The organism is Leifsonia sp. T36S-04, assembly GCF_042465655.1.
GTDB lineage: Bacteria > Actinomycetota > Actinomycetes > Actinomycetales > Microbacteriaceae > Leifsonia.
Map to the genome: position 1 here is coordinate 2,364,785 of NZ_CP146286.1, position 25,942 is coordinate 2,390,726.

Here is a 25,942-nt window from a genome sequence, read left to right on the forward strand (position 1 = left end):
CCGGGAAGCTGGCCCGGACGGGTCAGTCGACCGGGACGGGGTCGCGTCGCTGGGCGTGCACCACGCCGGTGTCGACGCCTCGCCGCTCACGCGAACGATCGATCGAGAACGAGAGCAGCGCGAGCAGGATGCCGGCAACGGCGAGGACCGCGCCGACGACGATCGGCGAGAGGTAGCCGAAGCCGGCGGCGATCGTCAGTCCGCCGAGGGCGGCGCCGGACGCGTTCGCGATGTTCAGTGCCGAGTGGTTGAGAGCGGCCGCGATCGACTGGCTGTCGTGCGCCACATCCATCAACCGGGTCTGGATGGTCGGCGAGAGTGCCGAACATGCGCCCGCGACCACGAACACCGAGACCAGCAACCCGACGATGGTGGCGGCCGTCAGCCACAGCACGGCCAGCCCGACCAGGAGGATCGCGAAGAACAGCAGCATGCTGTTCCGGACGCTGTGGTCGGCTGCGCGCCCTCCGAGCAGGTTCCCGATGGTCATGCCCAGCCCGGCGACGACCAGCACGAACGGCACCGTGGCCTCCGGCAGCCCCGTCACCGTGGTCACGATCGGCGCGATGTACGTGTAGACCGCGAAGAAGCCGCCGAACCCGATCGCGCCGATCGCCAGCGCCAGCCACACCTGCAGGCGGGTGAAGGCGCGCAGCTCGGTCTTCATGGTGGCTTTCGCGTTGCCGGCCTGCCATGGCACCAGGAAAGCAACGGCCGCGAAGGTCAGAGCGAAGATCGCCGCGACGACCAGGTACGCGATGCGCCAGCCGCTGTGCTGACCGATCCACGTGATCGTCGGCACCCCGATGACGTTCGCGATCGTCAGCCCCGAGAGCACGAACGCGACACCTCGCCCGCGCTTGCCCGGCCCCATCAGCGAGGCGGCCACCAGCGAGGCGATCCCGAAGTAGGCGCCGTGCGGCAGCGCGGAGATGAAGCGGGCGAGCATCACCAGCTGGAAGGTCGGGGCGACCGCCGAGGCGAGCGTTCCGACGGTGAAGGCGACCAGCAGCCAGAGCAGCAGCTTCTTGCGCGGCCAGCGCGCGGCGAAGGCGGCGATGGTCGGCGCACCCACCACCACGCCCAGTGCGTACGCCGAGATGATCCAGCCCGCCTGCGCGTTCGCCGCCGTCGGCGAGGCTGCGTACACCTGTGGGAGCAGGTCGTGCGCGATGTTGGGGAGCAGGCCCATGGCGACGAACTCGGTGGAGCCGATGCCGAAGCCACCGAGGGCGAGCGCCAGGAGGGCAAGACGAATACGGGCCGACGACAGCTTCGTCGGCCCGTCAAGAAGCGGGGTCACCCGCTCAGCCTATATCGAATCGTTTCGACCCGCAGCCATCGCTGCGGCCGACTGCTCCTCGAAGAACTCGGCGACATCCACGTCTCGCGTCTCCTCAGGGCGCGAGACACCGGTGCGCACGGCTCCGACGATCGCCACGATCACGCACCCGAGCAGCACTCCGCCGACCAGGACCCCGACGACCGCGAGGAACGGCCCGAAGGCGACGAACAGCCCGAACGCCAGGCTCACCAGCGTGTAGACATCCACGTCAGTCCCCTCGCTCCAGAGCGGCCTCGAGCCGCTGGACCTTGCCCTCGAGTTCGCCCGAATAGCCCGGACGGATATCCGCCTTCAGCACGAGCGACACGCGCGAGCCGAACCGGCCGACGGCCTCGGTCGCCCGGCGGATCACGTCGAAGACCTCGTCCCACTCCCCCTCGATCGTCGTGAACATGGAGTCGGTGTGATTCGGGAGGCCCGACTCGCGCACCACGCGCACAGCTGCGGCGACGGCGTCGTGCACCGACGCATCCGGCCCTTCACCACCGCTCGGAGCCACAGAGAATGCCACCAGCATGATTTCTCTCCTTCTCTCAGATGTCGTATCAGCGCGGTGTCACGTCAGCGCGCCGCGTCAGCGCGGATCGCCGCCGACCGGTTCCGCGTGCGCGCCCGGCGCCGAGCGGAACGGCCACGCATGTGCCGGCACCATATCGCCGGCGGCCTCCTGACGGTGCCGTCGCCGCCACAGCGCAGCGATCGTCCACCCCAGGATGACGAAGTACATCAGGTTGCGCACGGTCAGCACTGCCACCATGGCCGGGTCCGGCACGAGGAGCCAGTCGTACAGGAACGGATAGAACACCTGCGTCAGGCCGGCGGTGATCAGCACGAGGATCGCCGGCGTCTTGAATCCCCGGCCCTGATACGCGAGCCCGATCACGACCGGAGCGGCCAGCCAGACGACGTACTGCGGCGAGCCGACCTTGTTGAAGGCGATGAACGCCGTCACGAGCGCCAGCGACAGCTCGGGCAGGATGCGCGTGTACGGCGTCCCGCGCCGCAGGGCACGCACCCCGATGAGCGTCACGACGAGTGCGGTGGCCGCGAACAGCGGGTTCATGAGCGAGCCGGCTGCGGCCGTCCCCTGACCGCTCACCTGGAACGTCAGCAGCGTGCGGTCGTAGTAGACCTCGGCGCCCGGCACATGGAAGGCGGCCTGCCACATCCAGATCGAGCTCACCGGCGCCTCGATCTGCAGCCCGCGATCGGTCTGCATGGTGATGAAGCTCAGGAGGTGCCACCCGGCCCCGAAGATCAGCGGCACCGCGGCGATGACCGCCGAGGTCACGACGGCCACCAGGACGATGTGCCACCGGGAGCGGAGCGCCACGACAGCGGCGAGCAGGATCGCCGCAGGCCAGACCTTGATCCACGTCGCGGCGGTCAGCACCACGACGGCCGCCCGTTCGTGCAGGGTCAGCCAGAGCAGTCCGACGATCGCAATGGACGCCGACACGGCATCCAGCCGGCCGACGGCGATGGGACCGAGCAGCAGCAGGAAGCCGAGCCACCACCAGGCGGCGATCATCCGGCGCGGCTCACGGCCGACGATGAGGACGGCGAAGGCGGCCGCGTTGAGCAGCATCACCATGTTCAGCCATGCCCAGACGTAGCCGTCGTCGCCGAACAGCAGGGGAAGCATCACGGGCACGATCGCCCCGAACGGATACACCCAGTCGGAGTTCACCCCGACGATCTGGGTGCCCTGCGCCGCCAACTCCGCCCACGGCTTGTAGACGAGGAACACGTCGCCGAGGCCTTTGCCCTGGTCGAGGGCGAGCCCGCTGATGATCAGGTGCACGGCGAGGAATGCGATCCACAGCGCCAGCGGGCTGTGGACCACCCGGTGGAAGGTGCCCGGCTCTGCTTCAGGGGTCGCCTCGGCGCGCACCGGCACCGCTTCGATCCCCATAGCGCCACATCCTAAGGGATGCGTCCTGCGGGCTCGTGAACTGTGGCCGGGCAGCGGTCACCCGGCGGAGCGGACGAGGTCCCGGACGACTCCGGGAAGGCTCCCGGCGATGTCGAGGGCGACGATCGGTCCGCCGTCCGAGGCGCGCTCCCCCGCCCGCCCGTGCAGCCACGCGGCGGTGGCCCCGAGCGCGGCAAGCGCTGTGTGACCGCCCTCGTCGACCTCGCGGGCGTGCGTCGCCACGAGTGCGCCGAGCACCCCGCCGAGCACGTCCCCGCTCCCCGCGGTGGCGAGCCAGGGAGGCCCCGCGGTCACCGTGTACCGCGGGCCGCCCGGCGCCGCCACGTAGGTCGTGTTGCCCTTCAGGAGCACGGTGACGCTCAGGCTGTCCGCCGCCCGCATCGCCCAGTCTCCCGGGTCGGCCGCGATGTCATCCGCCGTCACCGCGTCGGAGTCGTCGTCGGCGCCGGCCGCCAGGAGGGTCGCGAGCTCACGGAAATGGGGCGTGACGATCACGGGCGCGGAGGCCCGGCCGACCAGGTCGAGCGCGCCGGCGTCGATCACCAGCGGGCGGCCGTCCCGCAGCGCCGAGCGCAGCCGCCGGGCGTCGTCCTCGGGCCGCGCTGCCGCGTCCATCCCGGATCCGATCAGCCACGCCTGCACCCGGCCCGGGGCGGTGACGATCTCCGGCCGGCGGCGGATCACCAGGTCGGACGGACGGTCGGCTCCCAGGTAGCGGATCATCCCGACGCCCGTCCGGGACGCCCCTTCGACCCCGAGGACGGCAGCTCCCGGATACTGGTCCGAGCCCGTCACCACCCCGAGGACGCCGCGCGAGTACTTGTCGCTCGTCTGCTGCGGGACCGCGATCAATGCCGCCGCATCCTGCTCGCCCCAGCTCCGCCATCCCGTCACCGGTCGCCTCCGATCCGCCGTGCCATCCGTGACCCCATAGAACCCCCTCGGACCTCACGATAGGTTGAGAGCATGGCGATCAGCATCCCCGGAAAGGTGATCGTGTTCGACTACGGCGAGGTCATCTCGACGACCCCGACGCACGAGGACCGTACAGCCCTCGCCGAACTCGCGGGCGGTGACGCCACGGTGTTCTGGCCCGCCTACTGGCGGCACCGGGATGCGCTCGACCAGGGCACGCTCAGCATCCAGTCGTACTGGCGCGGTATCGAGCGGGAACTCGGCGAGAGCTGGGGAGATGCGACCATCCACCGGCTGTGGCTCGCCGACTTCCGCAGCTGGCTCACCATCGACCACGACACGCTCGACGTGCTGCTCGACCTCCAGGCCGGGGGGACGCGGATGGCGCTGCTCTCGAACGCCGGCCGCGACTTCGGCTCGTACTTCCGGCACGGCACCCTGGGCGACCTCTTCGAGAAGGTCTTCGTCAGCGGTGAGCTCGGAACCATCAAGCCGAGCCGCGAGATCTTCGAGCACGTCTGCGCAGAACTCGGCGTGACGCCCGCCCAGACGGTCTTCATCGACAACAAGGAGGAGAACGTGCGCGGGGCGGAAGCCCTCGGCATCGCGGGGCACGTCTTCACGACTCCGCAGGATCTCCGGGCATATCTGGAAGCGCTCGGGTCTTAGATGGAGGTATGCCCTCTCTTTTCGATCCGCTGACCCTGCGCGACGTCACCGTCCGCAACCGCATCTGGACCTCGCCCATGTGCCAGTACTCGGTCCTCGACGAGTCCGGCGTCCCGGGCACGTGGCACCTCGTCCACCTCGGCTCGTTCGCCGCCGGCGGCAGCGGGCTCGTCTTCTCCGAGGCGACCGCCGTGAGCCCCGAGGGCCGGATCAGCCCCCGCGACACCGGCATCTGGACCGACGAGCAGCGCGACGCATGGAAGCCGATCGTCGCCTTCATCGAGGAGCAGGGCGCTGTCCCGGGCATCCAGCTCGCCCACGCCGGCCGCAAGGCCTCGACGTGGCCGGCCTGGGGCTTCGACGACAGGACCGGCACCGTTCCGGAGAGCGAGGGCGGCTGGCGCACCGTCGCGCCGTCGGCGATCCCGTTCGACGGCTACGACGTGCCGGAGGAGCTCGACTCGGCCGGGATCGACACGGTCGTCGAGGACTTCCGGTCCGCCACCCGCCGTTCGCTCGAGGCCGGATTCCGGGTCATCGAGATCCACGCGGCGCACGGCTACCTGATCCACCAGTTCCTCTCCCCGATCTCGAACCAGCGAACGGACGAGTACGGCGGCTCCCTCGAGAACCGCGCCCGGCTGCTGCTGCGCATCGTCGCGGCGGTGCGCGAGGAGGCGCCGGACGCTCCCCTGTTCGTCCGGTTCTCGGCGAGCGACTGGACCGAGGGCGGCTGGGACGAGCACCAGACGGCGACCGTGGCGACCTGGGCGGAAGAGGCAGGCGCGGACTTCTTCGATATCTCCAGCGGCGGCATCCAGGCGGGCATCCGCATCCCCGTCGAACCCGGCTACCAGGTGCCGTTCGCTCACCACGTGCGCAGTACATCCGAGGTGGATGTGAGCGCCGTCGGCCTGATCACGACGCCCGAGCAGGCCGCCGAGATCGTGGAGAGCGGCCAGGCGGACGCGGTCATGCTGGCGCGCGAACTCCTGCGCGACCCGCACTTCCCCCTGCGGGCCGCGCACGAGCTGGGCGTCGAGATCGGCTACTGGCCGCCGCAGTACCTCCGCGCCCGCTGGCGGCGCTGAGGCCGCGCGGGCGGTCGGGAGCGCCGGGTCACGCCTCCTGGGTCAGGCAGAGGTAGTTGCCCTCGCTGTCCTGGAACCACGCCGACCGCCCCATGTCGTCGGTTGCGATCCCGTTCTCGGTGTGCAGGCCCGGGAAGTCGTAGTCGGCGAAGACCACTCCGCGTTCCCTGAGGTGCGCCATCGTCGCCTCGATATCGTCGACCAGCCAGCACATGGCGGTGTTCTGCGCGGTGCCCGCGTTCGTGGTCTCGTACACGAAGATCTTCGACGCCGACCCGGTGCCGTAGAGCACCCCGCCGTCGGTGGTCCGCTCCGGTTCGAGTTCCAGCTTGTCGCGGTACCACTCGGTGGCCCGCTTCAGGTCGGAAGCAGGAAGGACGGAGTATGTGACTGATGACTCCAACATGATGATTCCTCCTTCATCCGGGGCGGATGCTACGCCGTCGGCGGCGGGAAGGGGCCACCTGGAACCGTCGGTCTAGGTGCGGAAGCCGGCTCAGCTGCCGGCTGGGAATACGCCCCGGAATCCTGAGGACCTCCGCATTCCGCGCCGATATACTGGCGGCCACATGGACGACCCTCCCTCTCGACGCCGATCCGCTCCGGCACGCCCGCCTCTGAGAACGCGAGGTGAGTACTGTGCTCGGTGAGTGGATCATGCTCGCTGTCGGCCTGCTGCTGACCATCGGCACCGGACTCTTCGTCGCCAGCGAGTTCGCGCTCGTGAATCTCGACCGTGGCGACCTCGAGGCCCGCCGTGACCGTGGCGAGTCGCGGCTCACGATGACGATCGCCGCGCTGAAGATCACCTCCACGCACCTGTCCAGCGCACAGCTCGGCATCACCCTCACGACGCTGCTCACCGGGTACACGATGGAGCCGGCCATCAGCTCCCTGCTCCGCGGGCCACTGACCGCGACCGGGCTGCCCGAGGGCGCGGTCATGCCGATCGCGACGATCGTGGCGATCTCCGTCGCGACCCTGCTCTCCATGATCCTGGGCGAGCTTGTCCCCAAGAACTTCGCGCTGGCACTGCCGCTGGCGACGGCCCGCGTCGTGATCCCGTTCCAGACGGTGTTCACCACCGTGTTCCGGCCGTTCGTCGCGCTGCTGAACGGCACCGCGAACGGCATCCTCCGCCTGGTCGGCATCGAGCCGAAGGAGGAGCTGTCCGGTGCCCGCACCGCCGACGAGCTGTCCTCGCTGGTGCGACGCTCGGCGAGTGCGGGCCTCCTCGAGGCGGACACGGCGACCCTCCTGAGCCGCACGCTCGCGTTCTCGGGCCGCACGGCTTCCGACGTGATGACGCCGCGGCCCCGTATCGAGGCCGTGCAGCGCACGGACCCGGCGCAGGCCGTCAGCGACCTCGCCCGCAAGACGGGGTACTCGCGGTTCCCGGTGATCGGCGACGACATCGACGACGTTCTCGGCGTCGTGCACGTCAAGCAGGCGGTCGCCGTGCCCCGGCAGCGGCGTGGCCGTGTCCCCGCGTCGGCCCTGATGACGGACGCCCTGCGCGTGCCGGAGACCATGGGCCTGGACACGCTGCTCGGCGAGCTGCGGGCCCGCGGCTACCAGCTGGCCATCGTCGTCGACGAGTACGGCGGAACCTCGGGCATTGCGACCCTGGAGGACCTGGTGGAGGAGATCGTCGGCGAGGTCGCCGACGAGCACGACCGCACCCGCGCCGGCGTGATCCGCGGGCGCGACTCGATCACCTTCCCGGGCATCCTGCGCCCCGACGAGCTCGAGGAGCGCGCCGCCGTCTCGGTCCCGGAGGACGGGCCGTACGAGACGGTCGCCGGCTTCGTCATGAACGAGCTCGGGAGGCTGCCCAAGGTCGGGGACGAAGTGACGATCGAGGGCGGGACGCTGCGCGTGGAGCGCCTCGACGGCCGCCGGGTCGACCGCATCCGCTACACGCCCGATCCGATCGCTGTCACCGGGGGCACCGACGCAGAGGGGACCGCTCATGAGTGACTGGGCCGGGCTGGCGTGGCTGGTCGTGCTGCTGGCGGTCAACGCCTTCTTCGTCGGTGCGGAGTTCGCCGTCATCTCGGCACGCCGGTCGCAGATCGAGCCGCTCGCGGAACGCGGCAAGCGGAGTGCGAAGACCGCCCTGTACGCGATGGAGCACGCGACGCTCATGCTGGCGACCACCCAGCTGGGAATCACGGTCTGCTCGCTGCTCATCCTGAACGTCTCGGAGCCGGCGATCCACCACCTGCTCGAGATCCCCCTGCACGCCACGGGATGGTCGGAGGAGGTGATCGGCACCATCGCGTTCATCGTCGCGCTGGTGGTGGTCTCGTTCCTGCACGTGGTGTTCGGCGAGATGGTGCCGAAGAACATCTCGTTCTCGATGCCCGACAAGGCTGCCCTGCTGCTGGCTCCCCCGCTCGTCGGCATCGGGCGCGCGGTCCGGCCGATCATCGTCGCCCTGAACGCGAGCGCGAACGCCGTGCTGCGGCTGTTCCGGGTGGAGCCGAAGGACGAGGCGGCGAGCACCTTCACCCTCGACGAGGTGGCCACGATCGTCTCCCAGTCGACCAGGGAGGGCCTCCTCACCGACCGGACCGGCGCCCTGACCGCTGCGTTCGAGTTCACCGAGAAGAAGGTCCGGGATGTGGCCGTCGCGCTCGACGCGCTCGTCACGCTCCCCCCGGCGCCGACCCCCGCCGACGTGGAGAAGGCCGTGACCAAGTACGGCTTCTCGCGGTATGTCGTGCCGGACGCCGACGGCGAGCCGACCGGCTACCTCCACCTGAAGGACGTGCTCGACCTTGAGGAGACCGGGTTCGAGCTCCCCGTCCCGGCGAAGCGGATCCGCCGCCTGGTCACGGTGTTCTCCGGCAGCGACGTGGAGGACGCCCTGGCGACCATGCGGCGCTCCGGCAGCCACCTGGCGCGCGTCGTCGACAACGAGGGCGCCACCGCCGGCGTGCTGTTCCTCGAAGACATCATCGAGGAGCTCGTCGGCGAGGTCCAGGACGCGACCCGCCGCTCCTGACGGCGCGTGCGGTGCCGTGATCGTTGACATGCGAAGAAGAGTGAGTGTACAGTCACTCACATGCCACGAACACTCTCCACAGCCGACGATCGGCGCGACGCAGTGCTGGACAGCGCCATCGCGGTCTTCGCGGTGAGCGGCTACCTCGGCACGCCGATCGCGGCGATCGCCTCGCACGCCGACATCTCCCCCGCCTACGTCTTCAAGCTGTTTCCGGGCAAGGAGAGCCTGTTCGTCGCCGCCCTCGAGCGGTGCTTCGAGCGCATCGAGGCGGCGCTCGAGAAGGGCGCCCGCGCTGCCAACGGCGGGACGCCGGCCGAAATCCTCGATGCCATGGGCGACGCCTACGCCGAACTCATCGCGGACCGCTCGCTGCTCATGCTCCAGGTGCACGCGCAGTCGGCCTCCGATGTCCTCGACATCCGCGAGGCTCTGCGTCGGGGGCTCGCCCGCATCACCCGCTTCGCCACGACACGGTCGGGCGCGGACGCCGAGGCGATTCAGCACTTCATCGCCTTCGGCCAGCTGTGCCACCTCATCGTGACCGCCGGCCTTGACGACGTGCCCGAATCCTGGGCGCGCACATTGACGGCCGGAATTCGTCACCCCTGAAATCACCCGTCCACCTCATCGCCTATCCGCACACCCAAAGAGTGATTGATCAGTCACTCACACGAAAGGAACCGACATGAACGCCACCCCTCTCACCACCACGGTCGCACCCGCGGCTCCGCCCCGTCCTCGCAGCTCCCACCGCTGGTGGGCACTCGCGGTGCTCGCGCTCGCCCAGTTCCTGGTCGTCCTCGACGCCTCCATCGTCAACATCGCGCTACCGACGGTCGGGTCTGCCCTCGGCCTCGACACGGCCGCCCTCGCCTGGGTCGTCACCGCCTACGTCCTCCCGTTCGGCGGCCTCCTCCTGCTGGGCGGACGACTCGCGGATCGGTTCGGCCACCGCCGCGTGTTCCTCATCGGTGTCGCCGGATTCGCCGTCGCCTCGCTCGCCGCGGGCCTCTCCGTCAACGGAACGATGCTCCTGAGTGCCCGGGCCGTTCAGGGCGGGTTCGCCGCGCTTCTCGCGCCCTCCTCGCTCGCACTGCTCACACAGCTTTTCCCGGACAGTGCAGCACGCGGCAAGGCGCTGGGCCTGTGGGGTGCCGTCGCCGGAATGGGCAGCGCCGCGGGCGTACTCCTCGGCGGCGTCCTGACGGCGAGCTTCGGCTGGCCGGCTGTCTTCTTCGTGAACATCCCCGTCGGCATCCTGGTGCTCGTCGTCATCCCGTTCCTGGTGACCCGGGACCGTGCGACCGGTGCACAGCGGATGGATGCGGCCGGTGCTGCCACCGCAACCTTCGGCCTCGCCGCCGGGGTGGCGGCCCTGAGCGAGGGCGGCGCTCTCGGCTGGACGAGCCCGATCGTCCTCGGCCTCGGAGCTGCCGCGCTCGCCCTCCTCGCCGCCTTCGTGCTCGTGGAGCGCCGCGCTTCCCACCCGCTCCTGCCGTTCTCGTTCTTCCGCAACCGTGACGCGCTGGCCGGCAACATCGTGATGCTGCTGGTGGGCGGCTCCACTGTCGCATTGTTCTTCGCCCTCTCGGTCTACCTGCAGGAGGTCATGCACCTCGACGCCCTCGCGGCCGGGCTCAGCCAGCTCCCCCTGGCGATCGCGTTGATCGGTATCGCCGGCGCGGTCCCTGTCATCGTCGCCAAAGCCGGACTTCGAGCGACACTCGCTGGCGCCCTGGTGGTGCTGGCCGCCGGCGTCACATGGATGGCGTTGGGCGGCAGCACCGGCTTCGTCGCAGGCTTCCTGCTTCCGAGCATCGTGATCGGCCTGGGTCTCGGCGCGACGTTCGTGACGGCCACGCAGCTCGCCGTGCGGGGCGTCTCCGAATCGGACTCGGGACTCGCCAGCGGCCTCGTCAACACTGCGCAGCAGATCGGGGGCGCGCTCGGGCTCGCCGTTCTCGGCGGGATCGCCGCCGCTCAGACGTCGGCCCTGCTCGCCGCGGGCAGCAGCGTGACGGCAGCGACATCGGGCGGCTTCCTGCTGCTCTTCATCGGGGTCGCGCTGCTGGCGCTGATCGGTGCGGCGATGACCGCAGTGGTCCGCTCCCGCTGAGACCGGGACACGAACAGGGCGGTCCCACCCGGGACCGCCCTGTTCTTGGTGCGTGCCGGCTACCAGCTGACGGGGAGCGCCTTGCCCTCCTCGTAGCCCGCCGCCGACTGGATGCCGACCAGCGCGCGCTCGTGGAAGTCGGCGAGGCTGCGCGCCCCGGCGTACGTGAACGAGCTGCGGACCCCGGTGGTGATCATGTCGAGGAGGTCTTCGACCGAGGGGCGGAGCGGGTCGAGGTAGATCCGCGAGCTGGAGATGCCCTCGGCGAAGAGCTCCTTGCGGGCCAGGTCGTACGCGTCCAGCCGCTCGAAGCGCCCCTTGACCGCCCGGGTGGATGCCATGCCCCAGCTCTCCTTGTAGAGCGCGCCGTTCGCATCCCGGTCGAGCGTGCCCGGGGCCTCGATGGTGCCGGCGAACCAGGAGCCGATCATGACGGACGCCCCACCCGCGGCGAGCGCGAGCGCAACGTCGCGCGGGTACCGGACGCCGCCGTCGGCCCAGACGTGTGCGCCGAGCTCGCGCGCGGCGGCACTCGTCTCGAGCACGGCCGAGAACTGGGGACGGCCGACAGCCGTCATCATGCGCGTGGTGCACATGGCGCCGGGACCGACGCCGACCTTGAGGATGTCCGCGCCCGCGTCCACGAGGTCGCGGACGGCCTGCTCGGTCACCACGTTGCCCGCGACGATCGGCAGGCCGAGGTCGAGCGCCTTCACGGTGCGGATCGCCCGGATCATGCCGTCCTGGTCGCCGTGGGCCGTGTCGATGACGAGCACGTCGACCCCCGCGGCCGCGAGCGCCGTGGCCTTCTCGGCGACCTCGCCGTTGATGCCGATGGCCGCCGCGACGCGCAGCCGGCCATGCGCGTCGAGCGCCGGAGTGTAGATGGTCGAGCGCAGGGCGCTGCGCTTCGAGAGGGTTCCGACGACACGCCCGTGGTCGAGCACCGGCGCGAACTCGAGCCCGGCCGCATCCATCACCCGGAACGCTGCCTTGCCGTCGGTGACGTCCTCCACGTCGAGCGAGGTGAGAGCGCCGTGCAGCAGGTCGCCGATCCGGGCGTCGGGCAGCGCCGAGCCGAGTTGGATGGCCGCAATGCAGCCGAGGAAGGCGCCGGAGGCGTCGCTCACCACGATGCCGTGCCCCTCGACCGCCGGCACGCGCCGCAGCACATCGGCGACCGTCTCCTCCGGGCGCGCCTCGTACGGGGTGTCGAGCCCGACCGGCTGCGCCTTGACCCAGCGGATGGCGTCGTCGAGGTCCTGCAGGTGCATGTCCTGCGGCAGCACGCCGAGGCCGCCACGGCGCGCCAGAGTGGCCGCAAGGCGCTTTCCGGTCACCGAGTTCATGTTCGCCGAGACGATGGGGATGGTCGCGCCCGTGCCGTCGTTCGGCGCAAGCGAGACATCGAGACGGCTCGTGACATTCGAGCGCGACGGCACGAGGAACACGTCGGAGTAGGTGAGGTCGTGGCGCGGCGACGTTCCATAGAACTGCATGCGAATAACGCTATCTCGCTCGGCTGAGCGCCCGCACCGGGGCGTCGATGGGATTAGGCTTGATCCTCGGATGGAAGCGGGCGGTTCGCAGCCGCTCGGTCATGAGAATCAACGGAGAGAGTGGGCGATCGGCTGTGTCGAGCCAATTGACCGGAGTGGGAACCGACGACGGCTCCTCAGGAGAATTCGGAGCCAACGAGTGGCTCGTCGATGAGCTGTACGAACAGTTCGTCCACGACAAGAACTCGGTCGACAAGTCCTGGTGGCCGATCCTCGAGAACTACCACCCGGCCGTGAAGGACGACGCGGTGAAGGCGGACTCGATCCCCTCCCCGTCCGAGACGCCCGCGCCGACCCCGGCCGAGCCGAGCGCGCCGACCCCGTCGGAGCCCACCGTGCCCTCCCCCGCAGAGCCCACCGCGCCGACGCCCTCCGAGCCCTCGACGCAGGCACCGGCCGCCGGCGGCGCTCCCGCCCCGCACCCCAACGAGCCGAAGCCGGTCACCACTCCCATCCCGGTGATCGGCCAGCCGCCCGTCGCGCGCACCACGTCCGTGGCCCCGAAGCCGCAGCCGGTCCCGGCCGACGCCCCGGTGACCGCCCCCAACGCGACCCTCGAGGCCGCGGAGGAGGACAAGGTCACCCCGCTGCGCGGCATGTCCAAGTCGCTGGCCACCAACATGGATGCGTCGCTCACCGTTCCGACGGCGACGAGCGTCCGCACCATCCCGGCCAAGCTGATGATCGACAACCGCATCGTCATCAACAACCACCTGAAGCGCGCCCGCGGCGGCAAGGTCTCGTTCACGCACCTCATCGGCTGGGCGCTCATCCAGGCGCTCAAGGAGTTCCCGAGCCAGAACGTCTACTACGAAGAGGTCGACGGCAAGCCCTCGGTCGTGGCCCCGGCGCACATCAACCTCGGCATCGCGATCGACCTGCCAAAGCCGGACGGCACGCGCGCACTCCTCGTTCCCAGTATCAAGCGCGCCGACACGATGCGCTTCGGCGAGTACCTCGCCGCATACGAGGAGCTCGTCAGCAAGGCCCGCAACAACAAGCTCACGGCGGGCGACTTCGCCGGCACCACCATCTCGCTGACCAACCCGGGCGGCATCGGCACCGTGCACTCGGTCCCCCGCCTGATGAAGGGCCAGGGCGCCATCATCGGCGCCGGCGCCCTCGAGTACCCGGCCGAGTTCCAGGGCTCGGCCGAGAAGACGCTCGCGGGCCTCGCGATCGGCAAGACGATCACCCTCACGAGCACCTACGACCACCGCGTCATCCAGGGCGCAGGCTCGGGCGAGTTCCTGAAGATCGTCCACGAGCTGCTCATCGGCAAGCGCAACTTCTACGAGGACATCTTCGCCGAGCTGCGCATCCCGTACGTGCCGATCCACTGGAACCCGGACATCTCGGTCGACCTGGCGAGCGCCGTCGACAAGACCGCGCGCGTCCAGGAGCTCATCAACTCGTACCGGGTGCGAGGCCACCTCATGGCGGACATCGACCCGCTGGAGTACAAGCAGCGCACCCACCCGGACCTCGAGATCGAGAACCACGGACTCACCTTCTGGGACCTCGACCGCGAGTTCGTCACCGGCCAGTTCGGCGGTGACCGCCGGAAGATGAAGCTGCGCGACATCCTGGGCGTGCTCCGCGACTCCTACTGCCGCACCGTCGGCATCGAGTACATGCACATCCAGGACCCGGGCCAGCGCAAGTGGTTCCAGGACAAGCTGGAGCGCCCGTACGAGAAGCCGACGCACGACGAGCAGCTGCGTATCATGGGCAAGCTCAACGAGGCCGAGGCGTTCGAGACGTTCCTGCAGACCAAGTACGTGGGCCAGAAGCGCTTCAGCCTGGAGGGCGGCGAGTCGACGATCGCGCTGCTCGACTCGATCCTGCAGGGCGCTGCCGAGGCCGGGATGGACGAGGTCGCCATCGGCATGGCGCACCGCGGCCGCCTCAACGTGCTCACCAACATCGCAGGCAAGACCTACGGACAGATCTTCCGCGAGTTCGAGGGCACGCAGGACCCGCGCACCGTCCAGGGTTCGGGCGATGTGAAGTACCACCTGGGCACCGAGGGCACCTTCAAGGGTGCAGGCGGCGAAGAGATCCCCGTCTACCTGGCCGCGAACCCGTCGCACCTCGAAGCCGAAGACGGCGTGCTCGAGGGCATCGTCCGCGCCAAGCAGGACCGCCGCCCACCGGGCACCTTCCTCACGCTGCCGATCCTCATCCACGGCGACGCGGCGATGGCCGGCCAGGGTGTCGTGGTCGAGCAGATGCAGATGTCGCAGCTGCGGGCCTACCGCACCGGCGGCACCATCCACGTCAACATCAACAACCAGGTCGGATTCACGACGTCTCCCTCGGAGGCGCGCAGCTCGATCTACTCGACGGATGTCGCCAAGACGATCCAGGCGCCCATCTTCCACGTGAACGGCGACGACCCCGAGGCCGTCGTCCGCGTGGCGGAGATCGCGTTCGCGTACCGCCAGGAGTTCAAGCGCGACGTCGTCATCGACCTCATCTGCTACCGCCGTCGCGGTCACAACGAGGGCGACGACCCGTCGATGACCCAGCCGCTGATGTACAGCCTGATCGAAGCCAAGCGCTCCGTTCGCCGCCTGTACACCGAGGCGCTCGTCGGCCGCGGCGACATCACCGAAGAGGAGTACGAGCAGGCGCACCGCGACTTCCAGGACCGCCTGGAGCGCGCGTTCATGGAGACGCACGCGGCGCAGACCAACTCCACCCCCATCCTCACCGCGGGCGACTCGGGTGACCTCGAGCAGCCGACGCAGCAGGACGAGAACGACAACGTCGGCGAGCCGGAGACGACGGCGGTCAGCGAGCAGGTCATCCACATGATCGGCGACGCGTTCAACAACCCGCCCGCCGGGTTCACCGTGCACCCGAAGCTGCAGCAGCTGCTCAACAAGCGCAGCGAGATGAGCCGCAACGGCGGCATCGACTGGGGCTTCGGCGAGCTGCTTGCGCTCGGCTCACTGCTGGTCGAGGGCACTCCGGTGCGCCTCGCCGGTCAGGATGCGCGGCGCGGCACGTTCGTTCAGCGTCACGCCGTGCTGCACGACCGGGTCAACGGCCAGGAATGGCTGCCGCTCGCCAATCTGAGTGACAACCAGGCCAAGTTCTGGATCTACGACTCGCTGCTGAGCGAGTACGCCGCGATGGGCTTCGAGTACGGCTACTCGGTGGAGCGGGCGGATGCGCTCGTGCTGTGGGAGGCCCAGTTCGGCGACTTCGCCAACGGCGCCCAGATCATCATCGACGAATTCATCTCGTCCGCCGAGCAGAAGTGGGGCCAGCGATCGTCGCTGGTGCTGCTCCTCCCCCACGGCTACGAGGGTCAGGGACCGGACCACTCCAGCGCCCGCATCGAGCGCTACCTGCAGCTGTGCGCCGAGAACAACATGACCGTCGCCCGTCCGTCGACCCCTGCGTCGTACTTCCACCTGCTGCGCCGTCAGGCCTACGCTCGCCCGCGCCGCCCGCTCATCGTCTTCACCCCGAAGGCGATGCTGCGCCTGCGCGGTGCCTCGAGCAACGTGGAGGACTTCACGAGCGGCCGGTTCGAGCCGGTCATCGACGACGCGCGGATCAGCGACAAGGGCGCCGTGAAGCGTGTCCTCCTCATGGCCGGAAAGCTGTATTACGACCTGCTCAACGAGTTGGAGAAGAACCCGAACCCGGAGATCGCCCTGGTGCGCGTGGAGCAGTTCTACCCGCTCCCGGCAGCGGAGCTGAAGGCCGTGGTCGACTCCTACCCGGACGCGGAGCTGGTCTGGGTGCAGGACGAGCCGGAGAACCAGGGTGCGTGGCCGTACATGATCCTGGAGACCTCGAAGCTCGGACCGCGCCCGCTCGGTGTCGTCTCGCGTCCGCCGTCGGCTTCGCCGGCCGCGGGCTCGGCCAAGCGCCACGCTCAGGAGCAGTCCATCCTCATCCAGCGCGCGCTGACGCTCTAGGCATGTGCCGCTCGACACGACCGTCGAGTGGTGAGCAGACGCTCCAACTCCCGCCGAGTGGTGACGAGATGTCACCACTCGGCGGCGGCGTTAAGCGTCGGCTGCGCAGCGGAACCCGATGTGCGTCGTCGCCGTGTCCTCCGACTGCGGCGAGCGCGCCGCGGGGCGGAAGCGCAGGCAGTACTCGGGGCTGCAGAGGTAGGACCCGCCCTTGAGCACCCGGCGCGGGATGGTGGAGCCCGGTTCAGCGCTGGCTGCTCCCAGCAGGCTCGGTCGCGCGCCTGCGTCCACCGGGACCTGGCCCGGGACGACGTGGCGGGGCGAGTAGTAGTCGCTCGTCCACTCCCACACGTTGCCGATGGTGTCGAAGAGCCCGTAGCCGTTGGCGGGATAGGAGCCGACCGGTGCGACCGTCGCGCCGAACCGTCCGCGGTTGTCGTACGGGAAGCGGCCCAGCCAGGTGTTGGCGCGCGCCTTCCCGTCCGGAAACGGTTCGTCGCCCCAGGCGAAGCGCGCGCCGTCGACCCCGCCGCGTGCCGCGAACTCGTACTCCGCCTCCGTCGGCAGCCGCAGACCCTTCCAGGCGGCGTAGGCGACGGCGTCCTCGTAAGCGATCTGCACGACCGGGCGGTCCATCCGTCCGAGGAGGTCGGAGTCCGGTCCCTCCGGGTGCCGCCAGTCCGCGCCGGTCACCCAGCGCCACCAGTTGCGCCAGTCCGTGAGGTCGACCGGGCCTGTGGTGGGGGTGAAGACCATCGCGCCGGGCAGCCGCTCCTCATCGCTGAGTTCCGGGAAGAGCGCTGCGTCGAGCGGGCGCTCGGCCACCGTGACGTATCCCGTCGCCGTCACGAAGGCGTCGAACTTCGCGTTCGTCACCTCGTGGCGCGCGATCCGGAACGGCTCGACCCGTCGCTCGTGGACGGGCTGCTCCTCCGGGTAGAACTCCGCGGATCCCATGCGGAAGGTGCCGCCGGGGATGAGCACCATCTCACTCATGGCTGAACGCTAGCGGATGGGCCTCCCGTGGGCGAGACGCCTATCCAGCTCTTCGGAGGCGCAGCGCCCGGCCGCTCGGGCCGACACCTGTCGCCGGGAGGGTCCGGCGGCGTAGTTTGGCGGCATGACCGTCGTCACGAACCACCGCCTCGGAGAGCCCTGCTGGATCGACTACGCCAGCACCGATGTCCCGCGCGCCCGCGATTTCTACACCAGCCTGTTCGGCTGGACCGCCGAAACAGCGGGTGAGGAGTACGGCGGCTACGTGACGTTCCGTCGGGACGGACGCGCGGTGGCCGGGCTCGGTGCGGTCATGGGCGACGGACCGGGCGACTCCTGGCTCACCTACCTCCTCGTCGAGGACGCGGCAACCGCCGAGAACGCCAGCCTCCGGGCGGGCGCACAGGTCATCGCCCCGACGATGACGGTCGGCGAGCAGGGTCGGCTCGCGGTGATCGCCGATCCGGGTGGCGCCGTGGTCGGCCTCTGGGATCCGGAGCTGCACCGAGGGTTCGAACTGGTCGCGGAGACCGGAGCGCCCTCGTGGCACGAGCTCTATGCCCGCAGCTACGCGGCGCAGGTCGACTTCTACACCCGGGTCTTCGGCTGGCGGACCCAGGTGCTCGGCGACACGGCCGACTTCCGGTACGCGACGTTTGGCGACCCGGAATCACCCAGCGGAGGCGTATTCGACGCGAACGGGATGCTGCCGGAGGGAGTGCCGTCGCACTGGGTCGTCTACTTCGGCGTCGCCGATGTGGCGACCGCCTCCCAGCGGGTCACCGAACTCGGCGGAACGGTCGTCCGCGACCCCTGGGACAGCGAGTTCGGTCGCTTCGCACAGGTCACCGACCCGCTCGGCGGCCTGTTCTTCTTGCACGAGGTGGGCTCGGGCAGCGCCGCCTAGCCCCGCTCGCATTCGTCACGAATCGTCGCTTTCGCCGCTGCGAAGCGCGCTTTCGTCACGAATCCCCGCTCAGTGGGCGGCGGACTGGAACGAGCGGATGCGCAGCAGCACCTCGGTGCGCAGCGTCTCGGGCGCCGTCTCCTTGCACGCCCGCTGCACCACCTCGGTGAGCACGACGTTCAGGTGCGCCTCGTCGGAGCATCCGGCGCAATTCGCGAGGTGCTCGCGCACGTCGGCAGCATCCTCGCTGCACAGTTCGTTGCGCAGGTACTCCTCGAGTTCGGCCTTCGCCTTCTCACAACCGCAGTCGGTCATTTCTTGCTCCTGGGGGTCTGCACGGCCGGATCTCCCTGGACGGCGGAGAGCCCGCGCTCGTGCGCGTAGTCGGTCAGAAGCTCCCGGAGCATGCGACGGCCACGGTGCAGGCGGCTCATCACGGTGCCGATCGGGGTCTTCATGATGTCGGCGATCTCCTGATAGGAGAACCCCTCGACATCGGCGAGGTACACGGCCAGCCGGAAGTCCTCCGGGATGGCCTGCAGCGCGTCCTTGACGGCGCTGTCCGGGAGGTGGTCGATCGCTTCGGCCTCGGCCGAGCGGCTGGACGACGACGAGAGCGACTCCGCGCCTCCCAGCTGCCAGTCCTCGAGCTCGTCGATCGTCCCCTGGTAGGGCTCGCGCTGCTTCTTGCGGTACGTGTTGATGAACGTGTTGGTGAGGATGCGGTACAGCCAGGCCTTCAGGTTGGTGCCCTGCTGGAACTGGTTGAAAGCCGCGTACGCCTTCACGAACGTCTCCTGCACGAGGTCCTGCGCGTCGGAGGGGTTCCTCGTCATGCGCAGGGCAGCCGCGTACAGCTGGTCCATGAAGGGCAGGGCCTGCTCCTCGAAGAGGTGGCCCGTTTCCTCGATCTCGGTGCTCATCACCGGCCAGTCTAGTTGCGGCGCCTCCACCACGTCCCAGAAGGATGCGTCGACGGCATCGTCGCGTGTGGCGACGCCGGGGGCGTCGAGCACGGCGGTTGCGGCCACGATCCGATCCTTCCTGGGTGTGCGAACACGGATAATCTTGACAACAATGCTGATCTCGAAATATTCCGCTCCGGACTTCGACCCGTACGGCGACAACCGCGTCGACGAACCGAACGCGCACTGGCCCGCGCCCGTCGCCGGCGGCCCCGTGACCGCGTCCGTGTCCCTCCCGGGCTCCAAGTCCCTGACCGCGCGGGAGCTCGTGCTCGCGGCGCTGGCCGACGGGCCGTCCCTCCTGCGCTCGCCCCTGCACTCCCGCGACAGCGCGAACATGGTCGAGGCGCTGCGCGCGCTCGGTGTGGGGATCGAGGAGCAGGCAGGCTCGGGCGAGTACGGCGCCGACTTCCTGGTCACCCCGGCCGATGAGCTGTTCGGCAGCACGACGATCGAGTGCGGCCAGGCCGGAACGGTGATGCGCTTCGTGCCGCCGATCGCTGGCCTCGCCCTCGGCCCGACCATGTTCGACGCCGACGACTCGGCGCGCGGACGGCCGATGGGCGCCATCATCGCCGCTCTGCGCTCGCTCGGCGTTGATGTGAACGACGACGGCCGCGGATCCCTCCCCTTCACCGTGCACGGCACCGGTCGGGTCGCCGGCGGGGCGGTCGAGGTGGATGCGTCCAGCTCCAGCCAGTTCGTCAGCGCGCTGCTCCTCTCGGCGAGCCGGTTCGAGAACGGTCTCGACCTGACCCACGCCGGGGAGCGCCTGCCGAGCCTCCCCCACATCGAGATGACCATCGCCGCTCTCGGGGCGCGCGGCGTCACCGTCGAGTCGCCCGAGACCGGGCACTGGATCGTCGCGCCGGGGACCATCGCCGCGCGCGATGTCGACATCGAGCCCGATCTGTCGAACGCGGCACCGTTCCTGGCCGCCGCGGTAGTGACCGGCGGTACCGTCACCATCACCGGCTGGCCCGAGTCCACCACGCAGGTCGGGGCCGACCTGGCCGACCTGCTCCCCCTGTTCGGCGCGACCGTCACCCGCGAGGGAGACCGGCTCACGGTCGTCGGCCCGGAGCGCGTGAACGGAGTCACCCTCGATCTGACGACCGGCGGCGAGCTGGCCCCCGCCCTCGTGGCGATCGCGGCCCTCGCGGACGGGCCGAGCGAGATCACCGGCATCGGTCACATCCGGCACCACGAGACGGACCGTCTCGCGGCGCTGGCCGCCGAGATCAACGGACTGGGCGGGGCCGTCACCGAGCTGGAGGACGGCCTGCGGATCGAGCCGCGTCCCCTCCACGGCGGCGTGTGGCGGAGCTACGAGGACCACCGGATGGCGACCGCCGGAGCCATCGTCGGCCTGCGGGTCGAGGGGGTCGAGATCGAGAACGTGCAGACCACGGCGAAGACCCTGCCGCAGTTCACCCAGCTCTGGACGCGCATGCTGCAGGAAGCCAGCACCTCGCGTGGCTGACAACACCGGGTCGTGGTGGTCGGATGACGAGGACGACGACGAGCTCGATGAGTACGACGAGTCGAGCATCCGGAGCCGCCCGAACCCGAAGGGCAACCGCCCGCGCACCAAGACGCGGCCGGAACACGCGGACGCGCAGATCGCACGTGTGCTCGGCGTCGACCGCGGCCGGTACACCGTCCTCCTCGACGAGGACACCGACCACGAACGACAGGTGACCGCCGCTCGCGCCAGCGAGCTGCGGCGCAACCCCATCGTGAACGGCGACCGCGTCGCGGTGGTAGGCGACACGACGGGCGAAGGGGGAACGCTCGCGCGGATCGTCCGGGTCGAGCCGCGCACCACACTCCTGCGACGGAGCGCCGACGACACGGACGAGGTGGAGCGCGTGATCGTGGCGAACGCCGACCAGATGCTCATCGTGGTCGCCGCCGCGAATCCCGAACCCCGCACGCGGCTCGTGGACCGCTACCTCGTCGCGGCGTACGACGCGGGGATCGAGCCCATGCTGTGCGTCACCAAGACGGACCTGGCCGACCCGGAGCCGTTCCTCGCGAACTTCGCCGGTCTCGACCTCCCCGTCTTCACCAGCCGCGAGGACGACATCCCGGTGCACGACATCACCGAGGCGCTCGTCGGGCACGACACCGTGGTGGTCGGACACTCCGGCGTCGGCAAATCGACGCTGGTCAACAAGCTCGTTCCTGGAGCGTTCCGCGCCGTCGGCCATGTGAACGAGGTCACCGGGCGCGGGCGGCACACCTCGTCCTCCACGGTGTCGCTCCGGGTGGAGGACGAACGGGGTCGCCACGGCTGGGTCATCGACACCCCGGGCGTGCGGTCGTTCGGGCTCGGGCACGTGAACACCGACAGCATCCTCAAGGCCTTCACCGACCTCGCGGCGATCGCCGAGAACTGCCCCCGTGGCTGCACCCACCTGCCGGATGCCCCGGACTGCGCGATCATCGAGGCGGTCGAGGCCGGCGAACTCGGCGAGGCCGGGCGCGCCCGGCTCGACTCCCTGCAGCGTCTGCTGACGACCTTCGCGCGCTGAGCCCCGTCGCTGACAGAATGGGTGCATGACGGATGCACGACTTGCGGCGGGCGAACAGGCCCCCGCGTTCACCTTGACGGACCAGGACGGCACGGCGGTCTCCCTCGGCGACTTCGCCGGTGACAACGTGATCGTGTACTTCTATCCCGCGGCCATGACGCCCGGGTGCACCACCGAAGCGTGCGACTTCCGCGACAACCTGAACTCGCTCAAGTCGGCCGGCTACCGGGTGATCGGCATCTCCAAGGACACTCCCGCGCGCAACAAGGAGTTCCAGGAGCAGGAGGGCCTCAACTTCCCGCTGCTCTCGGACGAAGACCTCGCGGTGCACAAGCGGTACGGCGCGTACGGCGAGAAGAAGCTCTACGGCAAGACGGTCGAGGGCGTCATCCGCTCGACGTTCGTGGTCGACCCCGACGGCTCGATCCGCCTCCCGCTCTACAACGTGAAGGCCACCGGACACGTGGCCTCGCTGCGCAAGAAGCTCGGGATCGACGCCTGACCCGTCCTCTGCGGGCGGTCTAGGCCGGCAGACGCGGCACCGAGGCGAGAAGCCGGCGCGTGTACGGGTCGCTCGGCGCGCCGAGCACGTCGCGCGTGGGCCCCTGCTCGACGACCCGGCCGCCCTGGAGCACGACCGTCTCGGCGCACAGCGACGCCACGACCCCGAGGTCGTGCGAGACCATCACCACCGTCATTCCCTCGGTGGCGGCGAGCTCGCCGAGCAGTTCGATGATCTGGATGCGCGTGGTCACATCCAGCGCGCTGACCGGTTCGTCGGCCAGGAGCACGCGGGGACGCGACACGATCGCACGCGCGATGGCGATCCGCTGGCGCTGCCCGCCGGAGAACTCGTGCGGGTAGCGTCCGGCGGCGTCGGCCGGAAGGGCGACCGCTTCCAGCGCGCGGGCGATCCGGTCGCGGGCGTCGCCGCCGGAGGCGACGCGGAGCGAGGCCAGCGGCTCGCCGACGATCCGGCCGACGCTCTGGCGCGGGTCGAGCGACGAGTACGGGTCCTGGAAGACCGGCTGAACGGCTCGGCGGAAGCGCCGCAGCTGGTCGCGGTCGCGAGGATCGAGGGGCTCGCCGTCGAAGAGCACGGAGCCGCTCGTGGGACGCGCCAGCCCGAGGAGCAGGGACAGGGCCGTCGTCTTTCCGGCGCCGGACTCGCCGACCAGGCCGACGCTCCGTCCGGACTCGACGGTGAACGAGACGTCGTCGAGCGCCGCCGTGGTCGCACGCCGGTACCGGAACCCCGCTGCGCGCAGTTCGAGGATGGCGGTCATCGCACCTCCAGGGCGGCGTCGAGCTGCCGGGCACTCCGGACGAGCTCCGCGGTGTAGGGGTCGCGCGGAGCACCGAGCAGCTGCGCGATCTCGCCCTCCTCCACCATCCGGCCCGCGCGCAGCACGATCGCGCGCTGCGCCATGCGCGACACGACCGCCAGATCGTGGCTCACGAAGAGCAGGGACATTCCCCGCTCGGCGACCAGGCGCTCGATCAGGGCCAGCACGTCCGCCTGCACGGTCACATCCAACGCCGTCGTCGGCTCGTCGGCGATCAGGAGGCGCGGGCGGCACGCCAGGGCTGCCGCGATGGCGACGCGCTGCCGCTGCCCGCCCGAGATCTCCCACGAGTAGGCCCGCGCGATGCGCTCCGGCTCGGGCAGCCCGACCTCGGCGAGCGCCTCCAGCACCGCTCGCCGGAGCGCGTCCCCCCGCAGCCCGAGATGGCGTCGGAGCGGTTCTGCGACCTGCCGACCCAGCCGCATGAGCGGATCGAGTGCCGTCAGCGGCTCCTGGAACACCGTGGAGGCGACGCGTCCGCGGAGCGGCACCAGGTCGCGCTCCCGGGCGCCGACGACCTGGACACCGTCGAGCTGGATGCTCCCGGACGCCGTGAGCCCGTCGGGTAGCAGACCGGTGAGGGCGAAGGAGGTGAGCGACTTTCCGGATCCCGACTCGCCGATGAGGCTCAGCCGCTCGCCCGGGGCGAGGCGGAACGACACATCGTGCACGAGGGTCGAGCCGTCGGACGCCGTCACCGACAGCTGCTGGACGTCGAGGACGTCGTGCGCGGCCTCCTCGCGGAACTCCACGCTCATCGCGACCTCCTCCGCGTCGGGTCGGCCACGTCGCGCAGACCGTCGGCCACCAGGTTGACCCCGATGACCAGCACGACCAGCGCCACGCCCGGCGCGATCGCCCCGACAGGAGCAGTGGATACGGTGCCCTGGGCCTCCTGCAACATGCGGCCCCACGACGCGTTGGGCGGCGGGGCGCCCAGGCCGAGGTACGAGAGGCTCGCCTCGGCGAGGACGGCGACCCCGAACTGCAGCGCCAGGTTCACGCTGAGGGTGGGCCAGATGTTGGGCAGGATGTGACGGGCCACGATACCCACCCAGGAGGTGCCCGACGTCCGCGCCGCTGTGACGTACTGCTGGGCCAGCACCCGTTTCGCCAGCACGCGCGTGAGCCGCGCCACCACCGCGGACATCGCGAGACCGATCGCCACGATGGCCGTTCCGAGGGATGCGCCCTGAGCGGCGACGATCAGCATCGCCAGCAGCAGCGTCGGGAAGGCGATCAGGATGTCCAGCACGGCGGACAGCGTGTCGTCGACCCAGCGTGTCGCGAAGGCCGCCAGCAGCCCCAGCGTGATGCCGAGGACGGCGCCGATCGCGACCGAGCCGAGACCGACGGCGAGAGCGATGCGGGCCCCGATCATCAGCTGGGTCAGCAGGTCGCGACCGAAGCGGTCCGTCCCGAGCCAGTGCGTACCGTCGGGGTGCTCCAGCCGCGAGCCGGACGTGTCCGCCTGCGGGTACGGCAGCCAGAAGAACGACACGACGGCGACGATGACGACGATGCCGACGAGCGTCAGCCCCACGCCGAGCGTCACCGAGCGACGCGCACGACGGCGCGGGCTCCCGGCCGGCTGCGGCGCCGCGGCCTCCGTCGCCTGGTCCACGATCGCGCTCATACGTTCCCCGAGATGCTGCGGCGAAGGCGCGGGTCCACGAGCCGCTGAGCGATGTCGGCGAGGAAGCCGACGATCAGCACCAGCAGGGTGGAGACGAACAGGATGCCCTGGATGTTGGGGTAGTCGTGCTGCTCGATGGCCTTCAGTAGCATGCTCCCCAGCCCCGGCAGGGTGAAGACGCTCTCCACCACCACGGCGCCGAGGAAGGTCGTCGCCAGCTCGATGCCGAGCACCGAGATCACCGGGACGGCCCCGTTCCGGACGCCGTGCCGCCACATCGCCCGCGCGAACCCGGACCCGAGGGCCCGGGCGTTCCGCAGGTAGTCGCTGCCGATCACATCCAGCGTCGCACTCCGCACGTACCGCGAGATGGATGCGCTCATCACGATCGCGATCGTCACCACCGGCAACGCGAGCGACGTCAGCGCAGCGGACGGATCCGCCCAGTCGTCGCGCGGGAACCCTCCGGAGGGGAACCAGCCGAGGGTGATGGCGAACACATCCACCAGCAGGATGCCGACCCAGAACACGGGGACGGCGATCCCCAACTGCGAGAAGACGGACAGCGCTGCGCCGTACCAGCGGTTCCCCTTCCAGGCCGCGATGAACCCGATCGGAAGGGCCAGCACCAGGGCCAGGGCGAACGAGAGCAGGGTCAGCGGAACGGTGACGGAGAGCCGGGCCGCGATCTCGGGCCCGACCGGGAGGGAGCTGATGAACGACTCCCCCAGGTTGAGCGTCAAGAGACTCCCGAACCACCCGAAGAACTGCTGGAGCAGCGGCTGATCGCTGCCGACCTGGCGCTGGGCGGCAGCGATCTGCTCCTTCGTCGCGCCGACGGACAGGAGCGCGTTCGACGGGTCACCGGGGAGCACCCGGAGGAGGAAGAACAGCACGACCATGGCCAGCACCAGCGACACCACGAGGAACGCGGTGCGACGCAGGAGGTACAGGGCCATGGTGCGGTGCGTCT

The 25,942-nt window shown here is 70.0% G+C and carries 25 protein-coding genes; 11 read left to right on the forward strand and 14 right to left on the reverse strand.

Going from position 1 to position 25,942, the window contains the following annotated elements:
- Positions 1-22 precede the first annotated feature (22 nt).
- The 5 genes from P3F85_RS11540 to P3F85_RS11560 are packed head-to-tail and all read right to left on the reverse strand — an operon-like array spanning position 23 to position 4,175.
- A complete protein-coding gene (locus P3F85_RS11540; protein ID WP_374007640.1) occupies positions 23-1,303 on the reverse strand; it encodes an MFS transporter in 1,281 nt (426 codons plus the stop codon).
- A 9-nt stretch (positions 1,304-1,312) separates the two neighbouring features.
- A complete protein-coding gene (locus P3F85_RS11545) occupies positions 1,313-1,552 on the reverse strand; it encodes a hypothetical protein (RefSeq protein ID WP_374007642.1) in 240 nt (79 codons plus the stop codon).
- A 1-nt stretch (position 1,553) separates the two neighbouring features.
- On the reverse strand, positions 1,554-1,862 hold the full coding sequence (locus P3F85_RS11550; protein ID WP_374007644.1) for an MTH1187 family thiamine-binding protein: 309 nt from the start codon (positions 1,860-1,862) through the stop codon (positions 1,554-1,556).
- Positions 1,863-1,919: 57 nt separating this feature from the next.
- A complete protein-coding gene (locus P3F85_RS11555) occupies positions 1,920-3,260 on the reverse strand; it encodes a hypothetical protein (protein WP_374007646.1) in 1,341 nt (446 codons plus the stop codon).
- Between the two features lie 57 nt (positions 3,261-3,317).
- Positions 3,318-4,175, reverse strand: coding sequence for an NAD(P)H-hydrate dehydratase (locus tag P3F85_RS11560; protein ID WP_374007648.1), 858 nt, complete (start codon positions 4,173-4,175; stop codon positions 3,318-3,320).
- A 72-nt stretch (positions 4,176-4,247) separates the two neighbouring features.
- On the opposite strand from P3F85_RS11560, the gene P3F85_RS11565 reads away from it, so the two are divergent.
- Positions 4,248-4,865 (forward strand): HAD family hydrolase, encoded by a 618-nt coding sequence (locus P3F85_RS11565; protein WP_374007650.1) that lies wholly within the window; start codon positions 4,248-4,250, stop codon positions 4,863-4,865.
- An 8-nt stretch (positions 4,866-4,873) separates the two neighbouring features.
- Positions 4,874-5,956, forward strand: a complete 1,083-nt coding sequence (locus P3F85_RS11570) for an NADH:flavin oxidoreductase/NADH oxidase (protein ID WP_374007652.1) — start codon at positions 4,874-4,876, stop codon at positions 5,954-5,956.
- 28 nt (positions 5,957-5,984) lie between these two features.
- On the opposite strand, the gene P3F85_RS11575 is transcribed toward P3F85_RS11570, so the two are convergent.
- Positions 5,985-6,362 carry a VOC family protein gene (locus tag P3F85_RS11575; RefSeq protein WP_374007654.1) on the reverse strand — a complete coding sequence of 126 codons (378 nt, stop codon included), beginning with the start codon at positions 6,360-6,362 and terminating at the stop codon, positions 5,985-5,987.
- A gap of 251 nt (positions 6,363-6,613) precedes the next feature.
- Here P3F85_RS11575 and P3F85_RS11580 point away from each other — a divergent pair, with 251 nt between their 5' ends.
- From P3F85_RS11580 to P3F85_RS11595, 4 genes are all read left to right on the forward strand, one after another.
- On the forward strand, positions 6,614-7,936 hold the full coding sequence (locus tag P3F85_RS11580) for a hemolysin family protein (protein ID WP_374010920.1): 1,323 nt from the start codon (positions 6,614-6,616) through the stop codon (positions 7,934-7,936).
- Positions 7,929-8,966: a hemolysin family protein gene (locus P3F85_RS11585; RefSeq protein WP_374007655.1), complete on the forward strand. Its 1,038-nt coding sequence runs from the start codon at positions 7,929-7,931 to the stop codon at positions 8,964-8,966. Before P3F85_RS11580 ends, P3F85_RS11585 begins: the two co-directional genes overlap by 8 nt.
- Positions 8,967-9,026: 60 nt before the next feature.
- The gene (locus P3F85_RS11590) at positions 9,027-9,578 is read left to right on the forward strand and encodes a TetR/AcrR family transcriptional regulator (RefSeq protein ID WP_374007657.1); all 552 of its coding nucleotides are present in this window, start codon (positions 9,027-9,029) and stop codon (positions 9,576-9,578) included.
- 76 nt (positions 9,579-9,654) lie between these two features.
- A complete protein-coding gene (locus P3F85_RS11595) occupies positions 9,655-11,085 on the forward strand; it encodes a DHA2 family efflux MFS transporter permease subunit (RefSeq protein ID WP_374007658.1) in 1,431 nt (476 codons plus the stop codon).
- 59 nt (positions 11,086-11,144) lie between these two features.
- Here P3F85_RS11595 and P3F85_RS11600 read toward each other — a convergent pair whose 3' ends face one another.
- Entirely contained in the window at positions 11,145-12,584 is a 1,440-nt protein-coding gene (locus P3F85_RS11600) for a GuaB1 family IMP dehydrogenase-related protein (protein WP_374007659.1), read from the reverse strand.
- Positions 12,585-12,718: 134 nt separating this feature from the next.
- Between P3F85_RS11600 and P3F85_RS11605 the strand changes: the two genes are divergently transcribed.
- Entirely contained in the window at positions 12,719-16,582 is a 3,864-nt protein-coding gene (locus P3F85_RS11605; protein WP_374007661.1) for a multifunctional oxoglutarate decarboxylase/oxoglutarate dehydrogenase thiamine pyrophosphate-binding subunit/dihydrolipoyllysine-residue succinyltransferase subunit, read from the forward strand.
- 90 nt (positions 16,583-16,672) lie between these two features.
- On the opposite strand, the gene P3F85_RS11610 is transcribed toward P3F85_RS11605, so the two are convergent.
- On the reverse strand, positions 16,673-17,578 hold the full coding sequence (locus P3F85_RS11610; RefSeq protein ID WP_374007663.1) for a formylglycine-generating enzyme family protein: 906 nt from the start codon (positions 17,576-17,578) through the stop codon (positions 16,673-16,675).
- Between the two features lie 124 nt (positions 17,579-17,702).
- Between P3F85_RS11610 and P3F85_RS11615 the strand changes: the two genes are divergently transcribed.
- The gene (locus tag P3F85_RS11615; protein WP_374007665.1) at positions 17,703-18,485 is read left to right on the forward strand and encodes a VOC family protein; all 783 of its coding nucleotides are present in this window, start codon (positions 17,703-17,705) and stop codon (positions 18,483-18,485) included.
- Positions 18,486-18,554: 69 nt separating this feature from the next.
- On the opposite strand, the gene P3F85_RS11620 is transcribed toward P3F85_RS11615, so the two are convergent.
- Together P3F85_RS11620 and P3F85_RS11625 are read right to left on the reverse strand one after the other, a co-directional pair.
- Complete coding sequence (locus tag P3F85_RS11620; RefSeq protein WP_374007666.1) at positions 18,555-18,800, reverse strand: zf-HC2 domain-containing protein; 246 nt, start codon at positions 18,798-18,800, stop codon at positions 18,555-18,557.
- Positions 18,797-19,408 carry a sigma-70 family RNA polymerase sigma factor gene (locus P3F85_RS11625; RefSeq protein ID WP_374010921.1) on the reverse strand — a complete coding sequence of 204 codons (612 nt, stop codon included), beginning with the start codon at positions 19,406-19,408 and terminating at the stop codon, positions 18,797-18,799. The genes P3F85_RS11620 and P3F85_RS11625 overlap by 4 nt, the downstream gene beginning before the upstream one ends.
- 154 nt (positions 19,409-19,562) lie before the next feature.
- On the opposite strand from P3F85_RS11625, the gene aroA reads away from it, so the two are divergent.
- The 3 genes from aroA to bcp are packed head-to-tail and all read left to right on the forward strand — an operon-like array spanning position 19,563 to position 22,489.
- The gene (aroA, locus tag P3F85_RS11630) at positions 19,563-20,933 is read left to right on the forward strand and encodes a 3-phosphoshikimate 1-carboxyvinyltransferase (RefSeq protein ID WP_374007668.1); all 1,371 of its coding nucleotides are present in this window, start codon (positions 19,563-19,565) and stop codon (positions 20,931-20,933) included.
- The gene (rsgA, locus tag P3F85_RS11635; RefSeq protein ID WP_374007670.1) at positions 20,926-21,987 is read left to right on the forward strand and encodes a ribosome small subunit-dependent GTPase A; all 1,062 of its coding nucleotides are present in this window, start codon (positions 20,926-20,928) and stop codon (positions 21,985-21,987) included. Before aroA ends, rsgA begins: the two co-directional genes overlap by 8 nt.
- A gap of 25 nt (positions 21,988-22,012) precedes the next feature.
- Complete coding sequence (gene bcp, locus P3F85_RS11640; RefSeq protein WP_374007672.1) at positions 22,013-22,489, forward strand: thioredoxin-dependent thiol peroxidase; 477 nt, start codon at positions 22,013-22,015, stop codon at positions 22,487-22,489.
- A 19-nt stretch (positions 22,490-22,508) separates the two neighbouring features.
- Here the strand turns inward: bcp and P3F85_RS11645 are convergent, their stop codons facing one another.
- Genes P3F85_RS11645 through P3F85_RS11660 form a run of 4 tightly spaced genes read right to left on the reverse strand, consistent with a single transcriptional unit; the run spans position 22,509 to position 25,928 of the window.
- Positions 22,509-23,273 (reverse strand): ABC transporter ATP-binding protein, encoded by a 765-nt coding sequence (locus P3F85_RS11645; protein WP_374007673.1) that lies wholly within the window; start codon positions 23,271-23,273, stop codon positions 22,509-22,511.
- On the reverse strand, positions 23,270-24,091 hold the full coding sequence (locus P3F85_RS11650; RefSeq protein ID WP_374007674.1) for an ATP-binding cassette domain-containing protein: 822 nt from the start codon (positions 24,089-24,091) through the stop codon (positions 23,270-23,272). Before P3F85_RS11650 ends, P3F85_RS11645 begins: the two co-directional genes overlap by 4 nt.
- Complete coding sequence (locus P3F85_RS11655; protein ID WP_374007675.1) at positions 24,088-24,969, reverse strand: ABC transporter permease; 882 nt, start codon at positions 24,967-24,969, stop codon at positions 24,088-24,090. The genes P3F85_RS11650 and P3F85_RS11655 overlap by 4 nt, the downstream gene beginning before the upstream one ends.
- Positions 24,966-25,928, reverse strand: coding sequence for an ABC transporter permease (locus P3F85_RS11660; protein ID WP_374007677.1), 963 nt, complete (start codon positions 25,926-25,928; stop codon positions 24,966-24,968). Before P3F85_RS11660 ends, P3F85_RS11655 begins: the two co-directional genes overlap by 4 nt.
- Positions 25,929-25,942 lie beyond the last annotated feature (14 nt).

Excerpts from the sequence above, each read along its gene's own strand:
- P3F85_RS11660 (WP_374007677.1), bottom strand. The coding sequence starts at position 25,928 with ATGGCCCTGTACCTCCTGCGTCGCACCGCGTTCCTCGTGGTGTCGCTG.
- P3F85_RS11590 (WP_374007657.1), top strand. The coding sequence starts at position 9,027 with ATGCCACGAACACTCTCCACAGCCGACGATCGGCGCGACGCAGTGCTG.
- P3F85_RS11595 (WP_374007658.1), top strand. The coding sequence starts at position 9,655 with ATGAACGCCACCCCTCTCACCACCACGGTCGCACCCGCGGCTCCGCCC.
- P3F85_RS11585 (WP_374007655.1), top strand. The coding sequence starts at position 7,929 with ATGAGTGACTGGGCCGGGCTGGCGTGGCTGGTCGTGCTGCTGGCGGTC.
- P3F85_RS11580 (WP_374010920.1), top strand. The coding sequence starts at position 6,614 with ATGCTCGCTGTCGGCCTGCTGCTGACCATCGGCACCGGACTCTTCGTC.
- P3F85_RS11625 (WP_374010921.1), bottom strand. The coding sequence starts at position 19,408 with ATGAGCACCGAGATCGAGGAAACGGGCCACCTCTTCGAGGAGCAGGCC.
- P3F85_RS11600 (WP_374007659.1), bottom strand. The coding sequence starts at position 12,584 with ATGCAGTTCTATGGAACGTCGCCGCGCCACGACCTCACCTACTCCGAC.
- P3F85_RS11575 (WP_374007654.1), bottom strand. The coding sequence starts at position 6,362 with ATGTTGGAGTCATCAGTCACATACTCCGTCCTTCCTGCTTCCGACCTG.
- P3F85_RS11645 (WP_374007673.1), bottom strand. The coding sequence starts at position 23,273 with ATGACCGCCATCCTCGAACTGCGCGCAGCGGGGTTCCGGTACCGGCGT.
- P3F85_RS11570 (WP_374007652.1), top strand. The coding sequence starts at position 4,874 with ATGCCCTCTCTTTTCGATCCGCTGACCCTGCGCGACGTCACCGTCCGC.
- P3F85_RS11550 (WP_374007644.1), bottom strand. The coding sequence starts at position 1,862 with ATGCTGGTGGCATTCTCTGTGGCTCCGAGCGGTGGTGAAGGGCCGGAT.
- P3F85_RS11565 (WP_374007650.1), top strand. The coding sequence starts at position 4,248 with ATGGCGATCAGCATCCCCGGAAAGGTGATCGTGTTCGACTACGGCGAG.
- P3F85_RS11650 (WP_374007674.1), bottom strand. The coding sequence starts at position 24,091 with ATGAGCGTGGAGTTCCGCGAGGAGGCCGCGCACGACGTCCTCGACGTC.
- P3F85_RS11555 (WP_374007646.1), bottom strand. The coding sequence starts at position 3,260 with ATGGGGATCGAAGCGGTGCCGGTGCGCGCCGAGGCGACCCCTGAAGCA.
- P3F85_RS11655 (WP_374007675.1), bottom strand. The coding sequence starts at position 24,969 with ATGAGCGCGATCGTGGACCAGGCGACGGAGGCCGCGGCGCCGCAGCCG.
- P3F85_RS11615 (WP_374007665.1), top strand. The coding sequence starts at position 17,703 with ATGACCGTCGTCACGAACCACCGCCTCGGAGAGCCCTGCTGGATCGAC.
- P3F85_RS11620 (WP_374007666.1), bottom strand. The coding sequence starts at position 18,800 with ATGACCGACTGCGGTTGTGAGAAGGCGAAGGCCGAACTCGAGGAGTAC.
- P3F85_RS11610 (WP_374007663.1), bottom strand. The coding sequence starts at position 17,578 with ATGAGTGAGATGGTGCTCATCCCCGGCGGCACCTTCCGCATGGGATCC.
- aroA (WP_374007668.1), top strand. The coding sequence starts at position 19,563 with ATGCTGATCTCGAAATATTCCGCTCCGGACTTCGACCCGTACGGCGAC.
- bcp (WP_374007672.1), top strand. The coding sequence starts at position 22,013 with ATGACGGATGCACGACTTGCGGCGGGCGAACAGGCCCCCGCGTTCACC.